The organism is Bradyrhizobium sp. S3.3.6, from assembly GCF_040546905.1.
Lineage (GTDB): Bacteria > Pseudomonadota > Alphaproteobacteria > Rhizobiales > Xanthobacteraceae > Bradyrhizobium > Bradyrhizobium cytisi.
The window spans coordinates 660405-679071 of sequence record NZ_JBEPOT010000002.1 but is presented as its reverse complement, the minus strand read 5'-3'; the positions used below and the strand labels follow the sequence as shown (position 1 = coordinate 679071).

The 18667-nt window shown below is 62.8% G+C and carries 20 protein-coding genes and 1 pseudogene; 9 read left to right on the top strand and 12 right to left on the bottom strand.

Going from position 1 to position 18667, the window contains the following annotated elements; genetic code table 11:
* Positions 1–42: 42 nt before the first annotated feature.
* From ABID59_RS07855 to ABID59_RS07845, 3 genes are all read right to left on the bottom strand, one after another.
* On the bottom strand, positions 43–1137 hold the full coding sequence (locus ABID59_RS07855; RefSeq protein ID WP_354082994.1) for an AMP-binding enzyme: 1095 nt from the start codon (positions 1135–1137) through the stop codon (positions 43–45).
* Positions 1138–1144: 7 nt separating this feature from the next.
* Positions 1145–2572, bottom strand: a complete 1428-nt coding sequence (trmFO, locus tag ABID59_RS07850; RefSeq protein WP_354082993.1) for a methylenetetrahydrofolate--tRNA-(uracil(54)-C(5))-methyltransferase (FADH(2)-oxidizing) TrmFO — start codon at positions 2570–2572, stop codon at positions 1145–1147.
* A gap of 126 nt (positions 2573–2698) precedes the next feature.
* Positions 2699–2851, bottom strand: coding sequence for a DUF1127 domain-containing protein (locus tag ABID59_RS07845; protein WP_007590701.1), 153 nt, complete (start codon positions 2849–2851; stop codon positions 2699–2701).
* Positions 2852–3482: 631 nt separating this feature from the next.
* Here ABID59_RS07845 and ABID59_RS07840 point away from each other — a divergent pair.
* Positions 3483–3809, top strand: a complete 327-nt coding sequence (locus ABID59_RS07840) for a hypothetical protein (RefSeq protein WP_187435156.1) — start codon at positions 3483–3485, stop codon at positions 3807–3809.
* 80 nt (positions 3810–3889) lie between these two features.
* Here the strand turns inward: ABID59_RS07840 and ABID59_RS07835 are convergent, their stop codons facing one another.
* Positions 3890–4714, bottom strand: a complete 825-nt coding sequence (locus ABID59_RS07835) for a lytic murein transglycosylase (protein ID WP_354034330.1) — start codon at positions 4712–4714, stop codon at positions 3890–3892.
* A gap of 162 nt (positions 4715–4876) precedes the next feature.
* Entirely contained in the window at positions 4877–5779 is a 903-nt protein-coding gene (locus tag ABID59_RS07830; protein ID WP_354082992.1) for a DUF2189 domain-containing protein, read from the bottom strand.
* 333 nt (positions 5780–6112) lie between these two features.
* Here ABID59_RS07830 and ABID59_RS07825 point away from each other — a divergent pair, with 333 nt between their 5' ends.
* Complete coding sequence (locus ABID59_RS07825; protein ID WP_148753791.1) at positions 6113–6526, top strand: DUF3597 domain-containing protein; 414 nt, start codon at positions 6113–6115, stop codon at positions 6524–6526.
* 54 nt (positions 6527–6580) lie between these two features.
* Here ABID59_RS07825 and ABID59_RS07820 read toward each other — a convergent pair whose 3' ends face one another.
* Complete coding sequence (locus tag ABID59_RS07820) at positions 6581–6856, bottom strand: GNAT family N-acetyltransferase (RefSeq protein ID WP_354082991.1); 276 nt, start codon at positions 6854–6856, stop codon at positions 6581–6583.
* Positions 6857–7156: 300 nt separating this feature from the next.
* Here ABID59_RS07820 and ABID59_RS07815 point away from each other — a divergent pair, with 300 nt between their 5' ends.
* Entirely contained in the window at positions 7157–7555 is a 399-nt protein-coding gene (locus ABID59_RS07815; protein WP_354082990.1) for an SPW repeat protein, read from the top strand.
* Positions 7556–7605: 50 nt separating this feature from the next.
* Here the strand turns inward: ABID59_RS07815 and ABID59_RS07810 are convergent, their stop codons facing one another.
* The 3 genes and pseudogenes from ABID59_RS07810 to ABID59_RS07800 all read right to left on the bottom strand — a co-directional run bounded on the left by ABID59_RS07810 (position 7606) and on the right by ABID59_RS07800 (position 8465).
* The gene (locus ABID59_RS07810) at positions 7606–7881 is read right to left on the bottom strand and encodes a GNAT family N-acetyltransferase (protein WP_354082989.1); all 276 of its coding nucleotides are present in this window, start codon (positions 7879–7881) and stop codon (positions 7606–7608) included.
* Positions 7882–7908: 27 nt separating this feature from the next.
* Positions 7909–8007: pseudogene (locus ABID59_RS07805) on the bottom strand (DUF3828 domain-containing protein); the annotation flags it as partial.
* A 92-nt stretch (positions 8008–8099) separates the two neighbouring features.
* Positions 8100–8465: a hypothetical protein gene (locus tag ABID59_RS07800; RefSeq protein ID WP_354034334.1), complete on the bottom strand. Its 366-nt coding sequence runs from the start codon at positions 8463–8465 to the stop codon at positions 8100–8102.
* Between the two features lie 178 nt (positions 8466–8643).
* Between ABID59_RS07800 and ABID59_RS07795 the strand changes: the two genes are divergently transcribed.
* From ABID59_RS07795 to ABID59_RS07785, 3 genes are all read left to right on the top strand, one after another.
* Positions 8644–10251, top strand: coding sequence for an acyl-CoA synthetase (locus tag ABID59_RS07795; RefSeq protein WP_354082988.1), 1608 nt, complete (start codon positions 8644–8646; stop codon positions 10249–10251).
* Between the two features lie 9 nt (positions 10252–10260).
* Entirely contained in the window at positions 10261–11121 is an 861-nt protein-coding gene (locus ABID59_RS07790) for a PCC domain-containing protein (RefSeq protein ID WP_354082987.1), read from the top strand.
* A 105-nt stretch (positions 11122–11226) separates the two neighbouring features.
* Positions 11227–12024 carry an AAA family ATPase gene (locus ABID59_RS07785; RefSeq protein WP_354034338.1) on the top strand — a complete coding sequence of 266 codons (798 nt, stop codon included), beginning with the start codon at positions 11227–11229 and terminating at the stop codon, positions 12022–12024.
* A 174-nt stretch (positions 12025–12198) separates the two neighbouring features.
* On the opposite strand, the gene ABID59_RS07780 is transcribed toward ABID59_RS07785, so the two are convergent.
* On the bottom strand, positions 12199–14268 hold the full coding sequence (locus ABID59_RS07780; RefSeq protein WP_354083119.1) for a DUF1217 domain-containing protein: 2070 nt from the start codon (positions 14266–14268) through the stop codon (positions 12199–12201).
* A 960-nt stretch (positions 14269–15228) separates the two neighbouring features.
* Here ABID59_RS07780 and ABID59_RS07775 point away from each other — a divergent pair.
* Together ABID59_RS07775 and ABID59_RS07770 are read left to right on the top strand one after the other, a co-directional pair.
* Positions 15229–15783, top strand: a complete 555-nt coding sequence (locus tag ABID59_RS07775) for an SRPBCC family protein (protein ID WP_354082986.1) — start codon at positions 15229–15231, stop codon at positions 15781–15783.
* A 2-nt stretch (positions 15784–15785) separates the two neighbouring features.
* Positions 15786–16733: a YVTN family beta-propeller repeat protein gene (locus tag ABID59_RS07770; RefSeq protein WP_354082985.1), complete on the top strand. Its 948-nt coding sequence runs from the start codon at positions 15786–15788 to the stop codon at positions 16731–16733.
* A gap of 8 nt (positions 16734–16741) precedes the next feature.
* Here ABID59_RS07770 and ABID59_RS07765 read toward each other — a convergent pair whose 3' ends face one another.
* Positions 16742–17668, bottom strand: coding sequence for a nucleoside hydrolase (locus tag ABID59_RS07765; protein ID WP_354082984.1), 927 nt, complete (start codon positions 17666–17668; stop codon positions 16742–16744).
* Positions 17669–17699: 31 nt separating this feature from the next.
* Complete coding sequence (locus tag ABID59_RS07760) at positions 17700–18341, bottom strand: HAD-IA family hydrolase (protein WP_354082983.1); 642 nt, start codon at positions 18339–18341, stop codon at positions 17700–17702.
* A 98-nt stretch (positions 18342–18439) separates the two neighbouring features.
* Here ABID59_RS07760 and ABID59_RS07755 point away from each other — a divergent pair, with 98 nt between their 5' ends.
* Positions 18440–18667, top strand: coding sequence for a DUF433 domain-containing protein (locus ABID59_RS07755; RefSeq protein ID WP_354082982.1), 228 nt, complete (start codon positions 18440–18442; stop codon positions 18665–18667).

The following is an 18667-nucleotide window of genomic DNA, read 5'->3' as shown; positions in this document are numbered from 1 at the left end:
ACCGGCATTGTGGACGCTTCAAGGCGCGCTGCACCTCGTCGTCTAACTGGTGGGCAGGTCCGCCTCGAAATTGAAGCGATCCCGCAGGTTCTTGCGCTGCTCCAGGATGTCCTTGAGGAAGGCGCGATCCTGATCGTTCTTCATCATCGGCTCGATCAGGTCGAGCTGGTTCATGGCGACCAGTTGCAGGATCTCGGTGCGCGGCTTGCCGCTGGTGTCACGCGGAAGCGCGTGCACGACCTGGATGTGTTCCGGCGGCTTTGGTCCCTTGGCGGTAGTGAGTTCGCTGCGGAGCTGTCCTTCAAGCGCAGCCTGATCCGCCTCCACGAACGCATAGAGCCCCACGCCCGAGCGGCGGTCGGCAAAGGCGACGATGGCGGCGTCACGGACAGCGGGGTTTTGGCGGATCAACTCGGCCAGCACCGGTGCGTCGTTGACGAGGCGACGGCCGCCGCCCTCGCGGTCGGTGAAGTTGAACAGGCCGCGGGTGATCGCGCGGTAGACCTTCTTTCCGGTGGCAAGCCACAGGCTCGCGGCGAACGATTTCTTCGCGAGAATCTTTCGCTCGCGCGGCGTCAGCGCCTCGGGCGCGTAGGAGCGCTTGTGCTTGAGCAGATGCCGGAGGTCTTCGTAGGCGAGGATGCGATAGAGCCGGCCGCGCCGGTTGAAGCAGGCCGCAAGCTGGAAGTCGGTCACATAGGCGCGGCCGTCGCGGCCGACCAGCCAGTTCTGTTCCTTGGCGAGGTCGTTGTGGCAGATCCCGGCGCGGCGCAGCCTTCGCAGCGCTACCTTGGCCGAGCGGAAATAGGCGAGATCGCCATGGGGTTTTGCCAGATGCAGCGCGACGCCGTCGACGAAGCCGCGCGCAAGAGCGCGGCGGCCGGCCCAGAGCAATTCAGGGCCAACATTGAGGCCTTTGGCGAGCGCCAGCGCGTGCTTCTCGCGCGCGAAAAGATGACGCGCCAGCAGGAACGACCACCACGGCACCTCGTCGAGCCGGCGCAGCACGGCGTCAACTTCGCCGCTGTCGCCACGGAAGCGGCCGCGCTCGACGGTCGAGAACACGTCGCGCTTGAGCAGCACGCCCTCGGTCCAGCGCGCCGAGAGCACCGCGGCGTCATCTTTGGGAAGATTCATTGAAAACTCACGCCGCGACGGCAATGCGCAAATGATCGGCGATCCAGCGATCGAGATCGGCAAGCGCCAGAGCGCTCATCGCCTGCTTCTTGGCCACCGTCTTCTCGTTGCCGCGCAGCCGGGTGCCGTCGGGCTTCTTCGTCGGCGCGGTCGCGAGCGGCGGGAACAGGCCGAAATTGATGTTCATCGGCTGGAACGAGCGGGTGCCCGGCTCGATGGTCTCGATATGGCCGCCGGTGATGTGGCCGAGCAGGGATCCGAGTGCCGTCGTGCCCGGCGGGCTCGCCAGTGTTTCGCCGCGCACGTCGGCTGCCGCATAGAGGCCGGCGATCAGGCCGACGCTGGCGGATTCCACATAGCCTTCGCAGCCCGTCATCTGGCCGGCAAAACGCAACCGCGGCTGCACGCGCAGGCGCAACTGGCTGTCGAGCAGCTTTGGCGAGTTGAGGAAGGTGTTGCGATGCAAGCCGCCGAGGCGGGCGAACTCGGCCTTCTCTAGTCCCGGAATGGTGCGGAAGATGCGCTGCTGCTCGCCGTATTTCAGCTTCGTCTGGAAGCCGACGATGTTGTAGAGCGTGCCGAGCTTATTGTCCTGGCGCAGCTGCACGATCGCGTAGGCCTTGGTCATGGGATCGTGCGGGTTGGTGAGGCCGACCGGCTTCATCGGGCCGTGGCGTAGCGTCTCGGGGCCGCGCTCCGCCATCACCTCGATCGGCAGGCAGCCGTCGAAATAGGGCGTGTTGCTCTCCCACTCCTTGAACTCGGTCTTCTCGCCTGCGATCAGCGCGGCAACGAAGCCGTCATACTGCTCCTTGGTCATGGGGCAGTTGATGTAGTCGGCGCCGTTGCCGCCGGGGCCGACCTTGTCGTAGCGCGACTGGAACCAGGCCACCGACATGTCGATGGATTCGCGGTGCACGATCGGCGCGATCGCGTCGAAGAAGGCGAGCGCGTTCTCGTCGGTCAGCTCGCGGATGGCATCGGCCAGCGGCGCGGAGGTAAGGGGACCGGTCGCGACGATGACGTTGCTCCAATCGGCCGGCGGCAGACCTTTGACCTCGCCGCGGGCGATCTCGATAAGCGGATGGTCGTTGAGTGCCGTGGTGACGGCCGCAGAGAAGCCGTCACGATCTACCGCCAGCGCGCCTCCGGCGGGCACCTGGTTGGCGTCGGCCGCGCGCATGATCAGCGAGTCGAGCCGGCGCATCTCGGCATGGAGCAGGCCGACTGCGTTGTTGGCGGCATCGTCCGAGCGGAATGAATTGGAGCAGACGAGCTCGGCGAGCCCGTCAGTGCGGTGCGCCTCGGTCATGCGATCGGGCCGCATCTCGTGCAGCACCACGGGCACGCCTGATTTCGCCACCTGCCAGGCGGCTTCGGAACCGGCAAGGCCAGCGCCGATGACGTGCACAATATTGGATAGGGGTCCTGTCATGGGGCGGACAGGTAGCGCTTTTCGGCGGTCAGTGGAATCGCCGAGATCGAGTTTTCTGCCATTGGATGCGACAACGCCCGCACGAGGCGGGCGCTATCGGTTGGTCCGGTGAAGGGCTGAACGATATCAGCCCTGATACTGACCGGCGGCAACGCGCGGGATGTCCGAGCGATCGAGACCGATGTCGGCCAGTTCGCGATCGCTGAGCTGGGACAGCTCGGCAACATTGCGCTGATAGTCCCGGAAAGCCTGGATCATGCGGATGAGCGAGAGCAGCATTGGTAGTCTCCTGTAGTTCGATTCAGCCCTTACCCGGGCGTCGTCGTTGAAATGAATATAGGTGAGAGTGGTGCACTGCGAAAGTTTCGATGTTGCGATGCAGCTAAGCGAAGAACGCATGGCATCGGTAAGAGTCGCTTAACCTGTCGGCAGTCCCGCCCGCCAGCTAGGCGAAAATCCTCACATGATACAACAAACGTCCGTGAATTCACGGGTTTATAGCAATTTGTGCGGTTCCGGCAGTGATGGAAATAAGTTGCATTTCCGCGACCATCAAGGGCGATACGCCAGCTTGTAGACCCAAGTCTCCCATGCGCGATTCGCATGAATCGGGAATCTATAGAAATGAACCTATAATCAAAATATCGTTGAAGCCCTGGTGATTTGAGAAAGGGGTCGCCGCAACGATTCTCTAGTCTTCTGGGGCGGGACCCGCGTCGCCGTCTCGCCGATCGGCTGAGTGACCGCGCCTCCCTCGTTGATGCGGTGCACACACGCCGCGCGTGCAGATCCGGATTACAAAGTTGTAATGAAAATCAGAAATTTCGCATGCAGCTCTGCGCGGCGCGCAACATCACGCAATTCTCGCGGGGAATTTATTGCGGCAAGTTGCCGCGTCGGCAGCAAAGTCATGTTGCAGATTCCGGCAATGTCGCTGGGTCTGTCCCAAGAACAAGAGAAGGAAAGTAACATCATGACGAAGTTACTCGGGGTTATCGCAATTGCCGCCGTGGCATTCGCCGTCGCGCCGGCCCAGGCCGCCAAGCACAGCATGGGCGGCTGCAGCGGGGCCAATCTGGAAAAGACGGAGACCGCGATCGAGGCCATGCCCGACGGCGACGGTAAGTTCGTCGCCGAGAAGGAGATCACGGCAGCGCAGGACTCCATGCTCAATGGAAAAATGGGTGCGTGCGGCATGCACCTGAACAAGGCGATGCAAGCCACCATGGGCAAGTAAGCGGGTAGGTAAACGCAAACCCAAGAGAGGGCCGGTCGCAGGGCGATCGGCCCTACGCGTTTTGTGTCCGGACGTGTGCTTTAGGGTGCGTGGGCGAGCTGGGTGGCAAAATAGGCCACCGTCTTGGAATAGACCTCGCTCTTGTTCCACTGCTGGAGCACCGCGAAGTTCGGGCTGCCCGGCTGCCAATCCTTACCCTTCTGCCAGCCATAGCCCGCAAGGTAGTTCGCCGTGGAGGCGAGCACGTCGGGGGCGTTGTGCAACAGGTCGCGCTTGCCGTTGCCGTCGAAATCGACGGCGTATTTCATCCAGGATGATGGCATGAACTGGGTCTGGCCGAGCTCGCCGGCCCAGGCGCCTTTCATGTCGGACGGCGCGAGATCGCCGCGCTGGACGATACGCAGCGCGTCCATCAGCTCGCCGCGAAACTGCTCGGCGCGTCGGCAATCGTAGGCCAGAGTTGCCAGCGAGCGGATCGTCGCGAACTTGCCGGTGTTGACGCCGAAATCGGTCTCGAGGCCCCAGATCGCGACCAGGATCTCGCCCGGCACGCCATAGGTCTGCTCGATGCGCGACAGCACCGAGCCGTATTGCTTCATCATGTTGGAGCCGCGCGTCATCCGCGGCGGCACCATGCGACCGGAAAACTCTTCGAAGGTCTGGGTGAAGACCTTTTGCGATTTGTCACGGTTCAGCACGCTCTGGTCCAGCGTCACGCCGGCAAGCCCGGCGGCGATCGCCTGCTGTGAGATGCCTTTGGCCGCGGCCTCGGTTTTGAAATCCGCGAGCCAGGCGTCGAAATTGCCCGAGCCGCAGGCGACCGCAGAGAGTGCGGGTTCGGCGGACAGGACTGACGCGGAGAGGGCGAGGGCTGCGAGAGCGAGACGAGAAATCGTCAGGGTCATTCGAGTAAATTGATTCCGTGAAGTGGCATGACCGGCGGCGGCAATCTCGGTTGTAACCGCGGCCAAAGCAAGGCGCACGACATCAACCGATCCCGCCCGGGGTCCCCGCGGCGGGATCGGTTGTAACAACATCGCCAGGCGCAAGATCGTCAGACTTCAGCCCTATTTCCTATTCCGCCACGGGAAGAGATTGGCGGGGAAATCGGCCGCCGGCTTGCGCGGACGCTGCGGCGGAGGCGGCACCGGCCGTGCACCGGGCTCGGAGACGATGACCTTGCGGTAGAGATGCCAGGTGGCGTGGCCGAGCAGGGGAATGACGACGGCGAGCCCGAGGAATGCGGGGATCGTTCCGAGCGCCAGCAGCACCGCCACGATCAAGCCCCAGGCCGCCATCGGCACCGGGTTTTTGGCGACGACGCGCAGCGAGGTCACCATCGAGTCCAGAGCGCCGGCATGTCGGTCGAGCATCAGCGGGAATGAGACGGCGCTGATGCAGAGCGCGGCGAGCGCGAACAGGAAGCCCGTGCCGCAGCCGACCACGATCAGCCACCAGCCCGGTGATGTCGTCAGCACGCGCGTCACGAAATCCGAGATTCCGGTCACGCCCTCATAGCCGAATGCAGCAACATAGATCGCCTGTGCGGTCGCGACCCAGGTCACGAACAGCGCGAGCAGCAGCGTGCCGAGGCCGAGCATGGCGCCGAAGGAGGGCGAGCGCAGCACCTCCATCGCATCCCAGGCGCTGGCCTCTTCAGAGCGTTCGCGACGGCTCGAGAGCTCATAGAGGCCGAGTGCTGCGAACGGGCCGATCAGGGCGAAGCCCGCGGCCAGCGGAAACAGCAGCGGTATCACCGAATGGCCCATTGCGACGCGTGCGATCACGAGGCCGAGCACCGGATAGATCACGCAGAGGATAATGGCGTGGCTCGGAACGGCCTTGAAATCTTCCCAGCCGCGCTTGAGCGCATCGTGCAGGTCGGAAAGTTGGATGGTTCGGATCACCGGTCCAGCCGCGTCTGCGGTCTGGCCCCTCCTAGGGACATTGCCCTGATAGACTGTGGCCATGGTCGGCTTGCTCCCTTGCCATGCAGCCGAATTCGGCGCCGGCAACGGCGCAAGCGGCCGCTTTTCTGAGTTTCGCGAGTCCAACCCGACGCGAATTCCGGATGGCATCGCGAGCTGAGCGAGAAGCGTACGCCGATTTCCGAGTCCTGTCCCTCACGCTTGGGTGAGATTCGTTGCCGCAGTGCAACCTCAATGATGTCATCCGGTCGTCATTTCGCCGCAGATAAGCTCATGCTGTTTGTGGTTCGCGGAACTTCGCGGGCGCAGCGACGTAACTTCATCTATAAGTGGCCACTCAGGGCCTTCCAACGGAATCCTATTCGGGGAGCAGACATGAGCATTTTCGGGAAAATCATGGGCGCAATTTTCGGCAGCCATCCGGCTTCCGCTGCGCCCGCCGGCGGCGCACCCGCGGGCAGCACGCCTGCTGGGGCCGCGCCGGGCGGATCGGCGCCAGCGTCTGCGCCGGCTGCCGCGCCTGCGGCAACGGTGGATGTCGCTGCAATCGTCGACGCAGCCGTCGCCGCGCACAAGGGCGAGAAGCTGGAATGGCGCACCTCGATCGTCGACCTCATGAAGGCGCTCGACGTCGATTCGAGCCTTGCTGCGCGCAAGGATCTCGCCAAGGAGCTCGGCTACAGCGGCGACATGAACGACTCCGCCAGCATGAACGTCTGGCTGCACAAGCAGGTGATGTCCAAGCTCGCCGCCAATGGCGGCAAGCTGCCGCCTGAAATCAAGCACTAACCGACGAGCATCGGTCGACGCGAAGGACCCGTGATCTCGCGGGCCCTTTTGCGTTCAGGCAACGAGATCTGCATCCTCCGGATGCTTGTCGAGATAATCGACGACGAAACCGCAGCCCGCGATCACCTTCCTGCCGTCGCGGCGGATCAGGTCGAGCGCGCCCTTGATCAGCTCGGAGGCAATGCCGCGGCCGCGCAGAGCGCGCGGCGTCTCGGTGTGGGTGATGATGACAGCCGACGGCGTCAGCCGGTAATTGGCGAAGGCCAGCTCGCCGCCGACATCGAGCTCGAAACGGCTCCTGTCCTTGTTGTCGCGTACCGATGCCCCCATGCCTGATCCTTCCGAAGCGGTGTTTGTTCCCTGATCTAGGCGCCTGACCCCTCCCTTGCCAAGGCGCAACCAAGCGCCGAGGGCGGTCCCGCGTGGAAGACTGTGTCGGGCTGACCAGCACTATTCCCTAACGCCAGCCTCGCTCGCGCGCAAAAAATGCTGGTCCGTCTTGCAATCGTGCATCGGTTCCCCACGTCTTCCCACAGGACATACGCCCGAGTGCGGCCGGCATGGTCGCTAGACATTCGGAGTGTCATGGTCGCCAGCCGCTGACGTGTGCCTCTTTTATAGGAGGGTACGATGTCGGACTTTGGTTTCTTGAATACTCATCGAACATGGGAAGACTGGTGCGGGATGCTGCTCGGCGCGCTGATCGTCGCGTCGCCGTGGTTTCCCATCCAGGATCGCTCGGGGATCGTCGGACACGAGACGATGGTCCTGAATACGGTCGCAATCGGCCTGGTCATTTTTGGCCTCAGCCAGCTCGAATATGTCGCCTTGCAGCGCTGGCAGGAGGTGGCGACGATCGTGGTCGGGCTATGGCTCATCGTCTCGCCCTTGGTGGTCGGCTATTCCGGCGAAGGTTTTCTTCGGGTCTACCACACGAGTCTCGGCGCGGTGGCGGTGGTCCTCGGCGTGCTCCAGTTGTGGCAGGACTGGGATCTGAGTGACCAGGATATGCTGAAGCATGGGCAGTAGGCTGTGGATTTTCGGCGGGCCCGTCGTGCGATCGGCGGGCCTGCGCTTGCTCATCTCTTCACCAGATCCGCATAGTCCGGGTGCTTCTCGATCCATGCCTTCACGAACGGGCATTCCGGGATCAGCTTCAAGCCGGCCGTGCGGACCTGGTCGAGCGCACCTTGCACCAGCCTTGAGCCGACCCCTTTGCCGCCGAGCTCCTTCGGCACGTCGGTGTGCTCGAAGGTGATGACATTGCCGTCGATCTTGTAATGCTCGGTCGCGAGATGGCCCTCCACCTCGAGCTCGTAGCGGTGATGGTCCTTGTTGTTGATCACGTCGCTCATGATGTCTCCATATCTCCGGTCAGCTCTTCAGCGCGTCTTGCGGATCGACCAGGCCTCGCCGTCGGAGGAGCCCTTGATGTCGTCGATCTTCCAGCTCGCGGCCTCGCGCACGAAGTCGTAACGCATGGTCTCCGCGTCAAGATAATGGCACGCGTCCATAGACCGAAATGGCCATGTCAGCGCGGTATCTCAGTAGACCGAAGTACGCGCGGTTCGATTCAATCGGCCGCCTTGGCGAGGCGAGAATCTTCCGGCTGAGGTTTGGCGCGGAGACAGCCCTGGCAGATGACGAGCGAGCGATTGACCTTGGCGTCCTGCTCGGCCTCGATGCCGTCCTGGGCCTGCCACCATTCCTTCGAATAGGGCTGGAACGCGGCTTGCGACTTGGTACGCTCGGATGCGGCGGCCGTGCGTGTTGCTCGCGACGGCTGGGCGGTACGTGGCTGATTGGGATCTTCGCCAGCGCCATCCCAGGCATAACGCGCGGGCCTGAAGGCAGGATCGGAGGTGAGATGAGCTTGTGGAGCGACAGCACAGCCGGCAAGCGCCAACGTGAGCAGGAGAACGACGGGCGCTTTGACCATGATGCAGCACTCTGTACGCAGATACTGAGCGAGGTTGCCCCCATCATGTTTAAAATTCCTTGAACGGGCGCATGGATGACGCCCAGTTGGCGGTCTTGCTAGGCCGCTCTCGATGACGATAAATGGGCCCCAATGAGCGGGCGGCTTGCGTGCCGTCTGCCGTCAAAGAGGAAGCCCGATGCAGCCGCTCCGCATGTCCCGCCGCGTCATGAATCTTGCCTATATGCTGACCCAGAATGCGCGGCGGCATGGATCGCGTCCCGGTTTCGTCTGGGGTGACAAATCCTGGACCTGGCGCGAGATCGATGCGCAGGTTTCCGCGCTGGCGGCTGCACTTGCGGCGCGCGGCATCGCCAAGGGCGACCGCATTCTCGTTCATTCCAAGAATGGCGACGAGATGTTCTTCTCGATGTTCGCGGCGTTCCGGCTCGGCGCGGTCTGGGTGCCCACCAATTTCCGCCTGATGCCGGATGAGGTGGCCTATCTCGCACAGGCCTCCGGCGCGAAGGCGTTTTTGTGCCATGTCGATTTTCCCGAGCACGCGGTGGCCGTGAACGGCGGCGCGCTGGAATTCATCTGGAGCATCGACGGCAAGGCATCGTTCGCCGAGCGCTCGGTGGCCGACGCCATCGTTGCGCAGGCAGGCCAAGTGGTCGAGAACATTGCGGTCGAGCACGATGATCCCTGCTGGTTCTTCTTCACCTCCGGCACCACCGGCCGCTCCAAGGCTGCGGTGCTGACCCACGGCCAGATGGGTTTTGTCGTCACTAACCATCTCGCCGATCTCACCCCCGGCGTGACGGAAGCCGATGCGTCGCTGGTAGTGGCGCCGCTGTCGCATGGCGCCGGCGTGCATCAGCTGGTGCAGACCGCGCGCGGCGTCTGCACCGTGCTGCTGCCGACCGAGAAATTCGACATCGACGAGGCGTTCCGTCTGATCGCGGCGCACCGTGTCAGCAATCTCTTCACGGTGCCGACGATCTTGAAGATGATGGTCGAGCACTCCGCTGCCGACAAATACGATCATTCCTCGCTGCGCCACGTGATCTATGCCGGCGCGCCGATGTATCGTGAGGACCAGAAGGCCGCGCTGAAGAAGCTCGGCAAGGTCATCGTGCAGTATTTTGGCCTCGGCGAGGTCACCGGCAACATCACGGTGCTGCCGGCGGCGCTGCACGATCCCGAGGACGGCCCGCATGCGAAGATCGGCACTTGCGGCTTCGAGCGGACCGGCATGCAGGTCTCGATCCAGGACGACGAGGGCCGCGAGCTCAAAGCGAACCAGAGCGGCGAGATCTGCGTGATCGGGCCTGCGGTGCTCGCCGGCTACTACGATAACCCCGAGGCCAATGCTAAGGCGTTCCGCAACGGCTGGTTCCGCACCGGCGATCTCGGCCACATGGACGAGGAGGGGTTCGTCTACATCACCGGCCGTGCGTCGGACATGTACATCTCCGGGGGCTCCAACATCTATCCGCGCGAGATCGAGGAGAAGATATTGACGCATCCTTCGGTCGGCGAGGTCGCCGTGCTCGGCGTGCCCGATGCGACCTGGGGCGAGGTCGGCGTCGCCGTCTGCGTCGCGCGCGACGGCGAGAAGCCGGTGAGCGAAGCCGAGATGGCGGCGTTCCTGCTGCCGAAGGTGCCGCGCTACAAGATGCCGAAACGGTTCTTCTTCTGGGAGGCGCTGCCGAAATCCGGCTACGGCAAGGTGCCGAAACGGATGGTACGCGACGAGCTCGAGGCGCGCGGGCTGCTCGATCTCGACAAGACCGAGACGGGCTGAGTTTACGTGATGCGGACTATCAAGCAGCCGGGCGCGCCCGTCACCGAGCGTATCCAGTGGGTGGAGGCGAGGGGGCGCCCCTTTTCGTTCACGCTTCCAGCCGGCTTGCCGCTGCTCGAAGCCGCGCGCCGCGGTTTTGCCGCGGAAGGGTTTGCGAGTGGCGTGCTGAATTTTGGCCACGGTGCGCTCGGGCCGTTCGGCTATGTCATGCCGGCGCTGTCGAAGACCAGCGAGAACGCGGCGTTCTACAGCGAGACGTATCGGCCCGCAGGCGTAACGCGCACCAGGCTCGGCAGCATGACGCTCGGCATGCGCGACGGCGCGCCGTTCTATCATTGCCACGGGTTGTGGACTGAGGCGGACGGCAAGGCGAGCGGCGGCCACATGCTGCCGGACGAGACTGTTGTCGCCGAACCGCTCGAGGTCGAAGCCTTCGGCATCGACGGCGCGATGTTCACCGCCGAGCCCGACCCCGAGACCAATTTCAAGCTGTTCGGGCCGGTCGTGGCCGCAAGCTCCGGTGCGCGCACGACCAGCCGCGCCTTTGCGCTGCGGCTGCGCCCCAACCAGGATTTTGCGTTCTGCCTCGAGGCCTTTTGTAAGGCACGTGGCATCGCGCGTGCGAAGATCCACGGCGGTGTAGGCTCGACCATCGGCGCGCGCTTCACCCATGGCGGCGTGACCGACCCGTTTGCCACGGAGCTCGCAATAACCGCCGGGACGATTGCGCCGGATCCGTTGGGCACGCTGGAAGCTGCGCTCGACGTCGCCCTGATCGACTATACCGGCGGTATCGCCGAGGGGCGTCTGATCCGCGGCGGCAATCCCGTGCTGATGACCATGGAGCTGGTGCTGGAGGCATTGGGATAGTCAAGCCTGGGACTTGCGGTGCCCTACAGATGCCACTTCCATGAAGTTGCTGTTCCTGATATGTTCCATTGCAGGTTTCAGTTGGGACTGAGCGGGGGCAGGTACATGAGCCGGACACGACGCCGTCAAACTACGCTGCGTGCGCCCTATCTCAGGCGCGTCTGGCTCGACCGCGCGCAGGTCGAGGACTGGGAGGCCTATCCATTCTGTCTTCCGGTCTTCAGGGACGAGTTCGATCATAGCTTCGACGCCGCGGTCACGATCATCGTCGGCGAGAACGGGGCCGGCAAATCGACCATCCTCGAGGGCATTGCGGGGATTGCCGGCTTTGCCAGCACTGGCGGCCGCAAGGGTTTTCGGGAGATCGAAGGCGGCGGCATCGAAATCACCGGCGAAGAGCTGTCGTCTGCCCTGCGAGCGGCGTGGGTGCCGAAGGTGACCGACGGCTGGTTCTTTCGCGCTGAGACGTTCTTTTCTGTCGCGCGCTATCTCGACCGCTCGGCCGTGAGTGCCGCAGAAGCTATGGAGGGCGTGTTTGGCGCGAGCGTTCATGAGGCGCCGGACTATCTTTCCTTTTCCCACGGTGAGGGCTTTCTGGTGTTCTTCGAGGAGCGCTGCCAGAAGCAGGGCATCTACATCTTCGACGAGCCGGAATCGGCGCTGTCGCCGGCGCGGCAAATGGACTTCCTCAAGTTGCTGCATCGCATGGATCTCTCCGGCAATTGCCAGGTGATCATGGCCACCCACGCGCCGCTGCTGATGGCCTATCCCAATGCGCAGCTGCTGCGGCTCGGCAAATATGGGCTCGAGCCGACAAGTGTGGAGCAGACCGATCATTACCGGGTGATGCGGGAGTTTTGCGCCGATCCGCGCGGCTTCGTCGAGGCGACGCTGGCGGAATAGGCGAGGGGGCGCAATCAACAAATGCTCTCTCAATCGTCATTGCGAGCGCAGCGAAGCAATCCAGAATCCCTCCGCAGCGATAGTCTGGATTGCTTCGCTGCGCTCGCAATGACGGCTTGTAGTACCTGCTTGGTCCTTCCATTGGCGCTTGAAATCGCGGATACGATCGGCCGATCACCACGGGCTGGCGCGCATTTTCGCCATGGCCAGATATGTCGATTCACTGAAGCCTGATGTCCCCGAGCTCGATCCTTGAAAGAGGTCGAGCACGGGCGAGTACGTCTGACTGGCGTTCCTCGCGTCGTACATGGCCGAGAAGCGGCTCAGAAGCTTTGCAACTTTCGTGGGATCTCCGAGATCTTTGAGATTGAGGTATTTTTCCACGATCTTGGCCTGCTGATCGATCTGCATCGACGCCATCTGATCAGGCAAATCGAAGGTGGTCCGAAACACCTCTGAAAGCGCCTTGTCGGCAAGGATGTCGTAGGCGGACGTGATGTGTCCGGCCATGCGCTGGAAATACAGCGCCAGACGCACGCCGGGATTCGTATCGCCCTGCTGCTGCTCCAGGCTTTGCTCGAGATAGTTCTTTTGCGTTGCCAGAAATTGATCGCGCTTTTGCGGGCCCACCATCGGAAGGCGCGCGACGTCACCGTTTTTATCGAAATTGAATGACGCCGCGATCTCGGCAAAACGCGGGTCGCTCTCGGTGTTGGCGAAGCTCTTGGGATCGCTCAGATCAGAGCCGAAGATCTTCTTGAGATAGGCGGTGGTCACTTTCGCAGGGTCCAGACCCTTGGCGACAAGGATGAAATCGACCATCTTCCTGTTCGCAAGCAGGTCGGAAACGCTGTCGATGTCGCCTATTGACTGTTGATAGTCCGTCGCATCTTTCTGAGCTTGAGCCTTGATCTTCGCCTGGTCCTGCGCATTTGCGAATTTTATTTTCGCAATGATGTAGTCCTTGGCGATATCGAGGACTTCGGCCGAATCCTGAGCCGCTAGGGGTGTCGTCAGATTGCCCTTTGCGTCGAAATTGAACGCGCGCGCGAGCTTGACGTATCGATCGTCCTTGAGCGAATAGACGTAGCTCTTGGGGTCGTTGAGGTCGCTTTCGAGAACGGCCTTCACGGTGGACTGTGGGACCTGTGTAGGATCGAGGCCGACGGCCGCCAGCGAAAAATTATACGCGCCTGGTGTGGACACCAGCGTCTGGAGCGAAGTTACATTGGGGATGAATTTTCTGAATTGTGCGATGACCAGAGCTTCCTGCAACGGGCTTGCCGCCGAGTAGACCGCCGACTTGCTCTCGTCGAAGCTCTGGTTCGTGCTTGCGAGGTTTGCTGCGGTCTGCGCAGGTGTACCCGCTGGAAGCGACCCGTCGGCGGAAAACGCGAACGCGCCGGCCAGATCCATGAAGTGGCCGGTCGTCGCGATGGCGTCGTTGGTGCTGGATATGCTGCTCACGGCGGTCTGCAGGCGATATCTTTCGACCAATATCTGCACGTTCAGTTGATTGACGTCAGCGCCGGGCTGCGACAGTTGCGTCGTGTAGCCGGCAATCTTCGAGCTGGCGTCGGTTGCATCCGATTTGGCTTGAGCAAGCTGGGCGTTCAGGCCATTCAGCTGAGACGAGAAGGTGACATTGACGTAGCTGTTCGGATCGGATGGATCGCTGGACAAGACCTGCTTGATCGTATCACGCGGCCACTTGCTTTGATCGATCCCGAATGCCGAAGCGACATAGTTGCGAAGACGGTCGTCGTTGAGAAGCTGGTCGGCGCTGGTCACCGTGCCGATCGTGGCATTGTAGTATTTCGTATCGGCGGCAACTGCATCGACGTTGCTCTTCATGGCTGCCGTGTACAGCCCGATGATGTCGTCGGTCTGGCTGTCTGATTGCGCAACCTTCGTTTCACCGCCACCGAAGGAAAATGCCGCGGCAAAATCCCGGTAGCGCTTGTCGATCAGCGTGTTGGCAAAGCTCTTTGAGTCCGAGAGATTGCTCTGCAGCACTTTCTTCAGGAAAGCTTTGGCGTAGGCCATGTCTTCCAGGCCATAGGCTTTCGTGACGTAATGATACAGGCGATAGTCATTCATCAGATCGTCTACGGTGTGCACCTTGCCGATGTTGGCCTTGTAGTAGGCGGCATCGCTCGATACGTCCGATTGCTGCGCCACCCGTGTCAGGGTCTGTGCGAGATTGCGCGTGACGTAGCTGTAGCCAAAATAGGTGGACACCATGGGGAATTCCTGACGGCGCGGCGGCTCCTGGACGTCCGTCAATCATTGCCGGGTCGCAAGGCAGGAACTGGCCTCATGCCAGCAGACAGAAACATTGTTACAATTCATTGCTGCGATTCTGAACGACAACCTCAGGTATGATTTTGCGTCCAAGTGCCGCATCGTATGGATCGCTCCCGCAAGCCTCCCGCAAGCAAGGTGTGAGTAAGCTTCATCGTCCCATTGGAATCTGCAATTGCGGACACGCTTTCACGTCCTCGCGGCACATCGTGCCCGAGCTTTGCGGCCGTTGCCGCCCTCGAAAGTGCCGAGGGCGCAGGGAAGACCGGGTGCCGGCTGGCACCCGCGGTCCACTGTGCGATAATTGCGCTACAGAATCTGCACAGCGGCATACAGGTGTAGCCGAGACATCCGGCCTTCCCTGCGCAGTGGTTTGACGGCTTATGTCGTGCTCTCCCCGGGGAGCGATGCACTATTGCCCCCGTCGCCCTGCAGATGGCTGATGCGAAGGCCCGGTTGGGCCACACCCATCACCACAAGTCTTGGCGCACAGGCTCCGGGCGCCAGGACCACACGATTTTGCCGTACGCCGATCACCCCGGTCGTGTGCGCGAGGCCTTCGCTCACGGTTGCCCGCCCTGCAAAACCCTTCGCGCCGATATGACCCGCGTCCACCACGTCCCATCCCGCGTTCGTGACGATCGCGAGCGCCCCTCGGCCGGGTTGGGATGGCCGGAATATGACGCATTTCCGAATTCGCGTAAAGCGAATTATTTTGCTCTGAGCACGTTGACCATCATCTCGCGTGTTTTGCCCGACGGGTAGCGCAAGGGCTTGTGGCTCCCGGGCAGCGCGCCTGCCACGCCGAGGCCACGAAGCGGTCTCCCCACGGCCCGAAAATGCGTTACCATAGCCTCAGCGCGCTTCAAGTCGCGCATGGTCAAAGGATGAGGAAACGAGATGAGGAAGACGATCGGTCATGCGATCGCCGGGGTGGCGGTGCTTGCAGCGGCGGGAATGGTTTTGTCCGCAGCCTGGGCGCACGGGCCGACGCGACAAAAGGTGCGGGAATCCATCGAGATCAATGCAGCCCCGGCCAAGGTCTGGGCGGTGATCGGCAATTTCCAGGACATGAGCTGGCTCGCGCCGGTGACCAAGACCGAGGGCGAGAAGGGCAACGAGATCGGCGCGACGCGGCGGCTGACGCTGACCGGCGGCGGCATCGTCGACGAGGAGCTCTACAAGTTCGACGCAGCCGCCATGACCTATTCCTACCGGATCACCGCCGTCGACGTGAAGGTTTTGCCGGTCAACAACTACTCCTCGACGCTGACGGTGACGCCGAGCGCCGACGGCAAGGGCGCGACGCTGGAATGGGCCGGCGCGTTCTACCGCGGCTTTCCCAACAACGATCCGCCTCCGGAGCTGAGTGACGAGGCTTCGGTCAAGGCGGTGAAGGGGCTCTATCAGACTGGCCTCGAAGCGCTGAAGAAGAAGATCGAGAGCGGAAGCTGACCGTGCGGGTCCTAGTCCTGGCGGCGCTCGCCGCCAGTCTTGGCTGCGTCAGTGACACATCCGCCGAAGAGGCGTTCGTCACCAACCAGCTCAGCGACGATCTGATGGTCGTCGATCTCGCCACGTCGCGCGCGGTCGCGACTATCCCGATCGGTGGCAAGCCCGCCGGCGTGGCCGTCACCGCGGACGGCCGCTTTGCCTATGTCACGAGCCCGGATGCAAAGGCGGTGACGGTGGTGGACGCCGCAACACGGCAGGTCTCGGGGCGGATCGAGGTCGGCGGCGGGCCGCTGGGCATAGCGGTCGCGCCCGACGGCAAGACGGTCTATGTCGCCGACTGGTATGCGGCCGCGGTGCGGGTGATCGATGCGGCGTCGCGCAGCGTGACCGCCAGCATCGCGGTTGGCGCCTCGCCGTCGGGGCTCGCGGTGACGCCGGATGGCAAGCTGTTGCTTTCGGCGGACCGCGACGACGACAGCGTCTCGGTGGTGGACACCGCGACCCGCGAGCGCAAGGCGGTCATCAAGGTTGGCACCCGCCCGTTCGGCGTCACCATCGATGCCGAGGGCAAGCGCGCCTACACCGCCAATGTCGGCTCCAACGATGTCTCCGTGATCGACATCGCCGCCGGCAGCGAGATTGGCCGCGTGCCGGTCGGGATGCGCCCCTATGCGGTGGCGCTGACGCTCGGCCGCGGCTTCGTCACCGACCAGTATGGCGGCACGGTGAGCGTGTTCGATGTGGCGACGCTGAAGCCGGTCAAGCGCATCAATGTCGGCGACTATCCCGAAGGCATCAATGCCACTGCCGACGGCAAGCGCATCATCGTCGCCTGCTGGGAGAGCAACACGCTCGATATCATCGATGCGGCCGAGCTGAAGGTAATCGGCGAGGTCAAGACCGGCGACGGCCCGCGCGCATTCGGGGCGTTCTTGCGGAGGACGGAGTAGGGGACTGACTACGGTATTTGCGACGCGGCGAAGGCCCGCAGCTTCAAGAAAAAATCCCTCAGGATCGGGTTGCGATCGACATAGGTCACGTAGCGGATCGGATGCCGCCGGCGGTCGACACTCCAGGTCATCTGCTCCGTGAGAACCGGGGCCGGGATGATCACGCTCGGCGCCCACACGGGATTGAGCAGCCAGCCGACCGGCGCCATGTCCCAGATCTCCTTGGCCCAGCCCATGTGATCCGACGAATACTCCTTGAACCTCTGAGCGAGGAACGCGCCGATGCTGCCGTGCGGTTCGACGTAGCGCTCGATCTCCGGCACCGTGCTGTGCAGACGCGAGGTTACGCCCATGCACGGGACGAGCACAAGCGGCACGCCGCTGTCGAGCAGCACCTGGGCGCCGCCGACGTCCTGCTTCAGGTTGAACTCGACCGTATGCGGCCATTCCAGCGCATGGCCGCCGAGCCAGGCCACCACGATCCGGTCGATGATATCGGGCGCCCTGAGCAGTGCGGAGGCAACGTTGCTGATGGCGCCGATGGCAATGACATACAGCGGATTGTCAGGCGAGCCTGCGCGGGCCCGGGCGATGAGATCGTCGACGGCGGGCGCCGTTCGTGCCGTCTTGGTTGGGCCGACATAGTCGGTGACGCCGCGATGAACCAGGCCATCCGGCGCGACGTTCAAGCGCTCCAGCAGGCGCAGGATTTCCTGATAGCTCAGCTCCATGCCGTGGCCGGGACTGTCCGCGCGTGCATTGAAGAACGGCGCGGCGTAGATCGCCTCGACGTCAAAACGCTCCGGCGACAGCAGCATCTGCACCAGCGCGAACTGATCGTCGATCTCGTTATAGGTGTCTGTGTCGAGCACGACACGCAACCGGCCAACCGGTGGGGTAAGGAGTTTGAGGCGAGCCGCGTCCGTGAGTGTCATCACCGTCTCCTTGGGGCGTGGCGATTGCCTATCAGGCTTTTGCCGGCGTCCGGCAGATCGCATCCGCGATCTCATCCATTTGCGCGAACATGTAATCGGGCGCAAGCGCCTGCAGCGCGGCCGGCGCTGCATAGCCCCAGCTGACCGCGCCGCACGCGATGCCGACCGCGCGCGCCGCCTCGATGTCGCGGACCTCATCGCCAATCGAAATGACCTTGCCCGGCTCTAGGCCAGCGCGCCGGACGACGCTGCGGAATTTCGCGGGCTTGCCGAACACCGAAGCCGCGCAATCGAAATGTGAGAACAGCGTGGCTGCCTCGCCAAGCTTCGCCCGCGCATTGACCTCACTATCCGACGTCACCAGTGCGAGCTGCACGCCGTTCTCGGTCAGCGTCCGCAGCATCGCCTCGGCCCCCGCAAACAGCGAAATCTCCGCCGTCGCTTCGCCCTTCAGCCGCCGCGCATAGCGCGCGATCGCAGGCAGCTTCCATAGGGGCACCTCGAGCCGGCTGAGGATCTCGCGCGTCGAGGCATGCCGCAGCCCCTCGACATCCTCGTCCCTGACACGCCGAAAGCCGAAGCGATCGGCGACGTCGTTGATGGTGCGCAGGAACCAGGGGAAGCTGTCGACGAGGGTGCCGTCGAGGTCGAAGATGGCGAGGGAGTAGGGCATAGGGGGAGGGAGGTGCTTGGCAGACTGGCATCGCGCTCGCTGGTGACGCACTGACAGATGCAATCGGAGATGCTATATTGATTGTATAGAGGTGACAGATGTCGGAGCTACTGGCAAGAATTACGGTCAATCCGGAGCGGATGCACGGACGCCCGTGCATTCGCGATCTGCGCATCACTGTTGCCGACGTTCTGGGATTGTTGTCGGCTGGACAGTCGCGTGAGAGCATCCTCGAGGATTATCCGTATCTGGAAGAGGCGGATATCGACGCAGTGCTCGCCTATGCTGCGCTTCAGGTTGATCACCCGATCATAGCGGCCAAATAG

Bases quoted from the DNA above. Each gene is read 5' to 3' on its own strand.
- ABID59_RS07855 (WP_354082994.1), bottom strand. From the start codon at position 1,137: ATGAATCTTCCCAAAGATGACGCCGCGGTGCTCTCGGCGCGCTGGACC.
- trmFO (WP_354082993.1), bottom strand. From the start codon at position 2,572: ATGACAGGACCCCTATCCAATATTGTGCACGTCATCGGCGCTGGCCTT.
- ABID59_RS07845 (WP_007590701.1), bottom strand. From the start codon at position 2,851: ATGCTGCTCTCGCTCATCCGCATGATCCAGGCTTTCCGGGACTATCAG.
- ABID59_RS07840 (WP_187435156.1), top strand. From the start codon at position 3,483: ATGTTGCAGATTCCGGCAATGTCGCTGGGTCTGTCCCAAGAACAAGAG.
- ABID59_RS07835 (WP_354034330.1), bottom strand. From the start codon at position 4,714: ATGACCCTGACGATTTCTCGTCTCGCTCTCGCAGCCCTCGCCCTCTCC.
- ABID59_RS07830 (WP_354082992.1), bottom strand. From the start codon at position 5,779: ATGGCCACAGTCTATCAGGGCAATGTCCCTAGGAGGGGCCAGACCGCA.
- ABID59_RS07825 (WP_148753791.1), top strand. From the start codon at position 6,113: ATGAGCATTTTCGGGAAAATCATGGGCGCAATTTTCGGCAGCCATCCG.
- ABID59_RS07820 (WP_354082991.1), bottom strand. From the start codon at position 6,856: ATGGGGGCATCGGTACGCGACAACAAGGACAGGAGCCGTTTCGAGCTC.
- ABID59_RS07815 (WP_354082990.1), top strand. From the start codon at position 7,157: ATGTCGGACTTTGGTTTCTTGAATACTCATCGAACATGGGAAGACTGG.
- ABID59_RS07810 (WP_354082989.1), bottom strand. From the start codon at position 7,881: ATGAGCGACGTGATCAACAACAAGGACCATCACCGCTACGAGCTCGAG.
- ABID59_RS07800 (WP_354034334.1), bottom strand. From the start codon at position 8,465: ATGGTCAAAGCGCCCGTCGTTCTCCTGCTCACGTTGGCGCTTGCCGGC.
- ABID59_RS07795 (WP_354082988.1), top strand. From the start codon at position 8,644: ATGCAGCCGCTCCGCATGTCCCGCCGCGTCATGAATCTTGCCTATATG.
- ABID59_RS07790 (WP_354082987.1), top strand. From the start codon at position 10,261: ATGCGGACTATCAAGCAGCCGGGCGCGCCCGTCACCGAGCGTATCCAG.
- ABID59_RS07785 (WP_354034338.1), top strand. From the start codon at position 11,227: ATGAGCCGGACACGACGCCGTCAAACTACGCTGCGTGCGCCCTATCTC.
- ABID59_RS07780 (WP_354083119.1), bottom strand. From the start codon at position 14,268: ATGGTGTCCACCTATTTTGGCTACAGCTACGTCACGCGCAATCTCGCA.
- ABID59_RS07775 (WP_354082986.1), top strand. From the start codon at position 15,229: ATGAGGAAGACGATCGGTCATGCGATCGCCGGGGTGGCGGTGCTTGCA.
- ABID59_RS07765 (WP_354082984.1), bottom strand. From the start codon at position 17,668: ATGACACTCACGGACGCGGCTCGCCTCAAACTCCTTACCCCACCGGTT.
- ABID59_RS07760 (WP_354082983.1), bottom strand. From the start codon at position 18,341: ATGCCCTACTCCCTCGCCATCTTCGACCTCGACGGCACCCTCGTCGAC.
- ABID59_RS07755 (WP_354082982.1), top strand. From the start codon at position 18,440: ATGTCGGAGCTACTGGCAAGAATTACGGTCAATCCGGAGCGGATGCAC.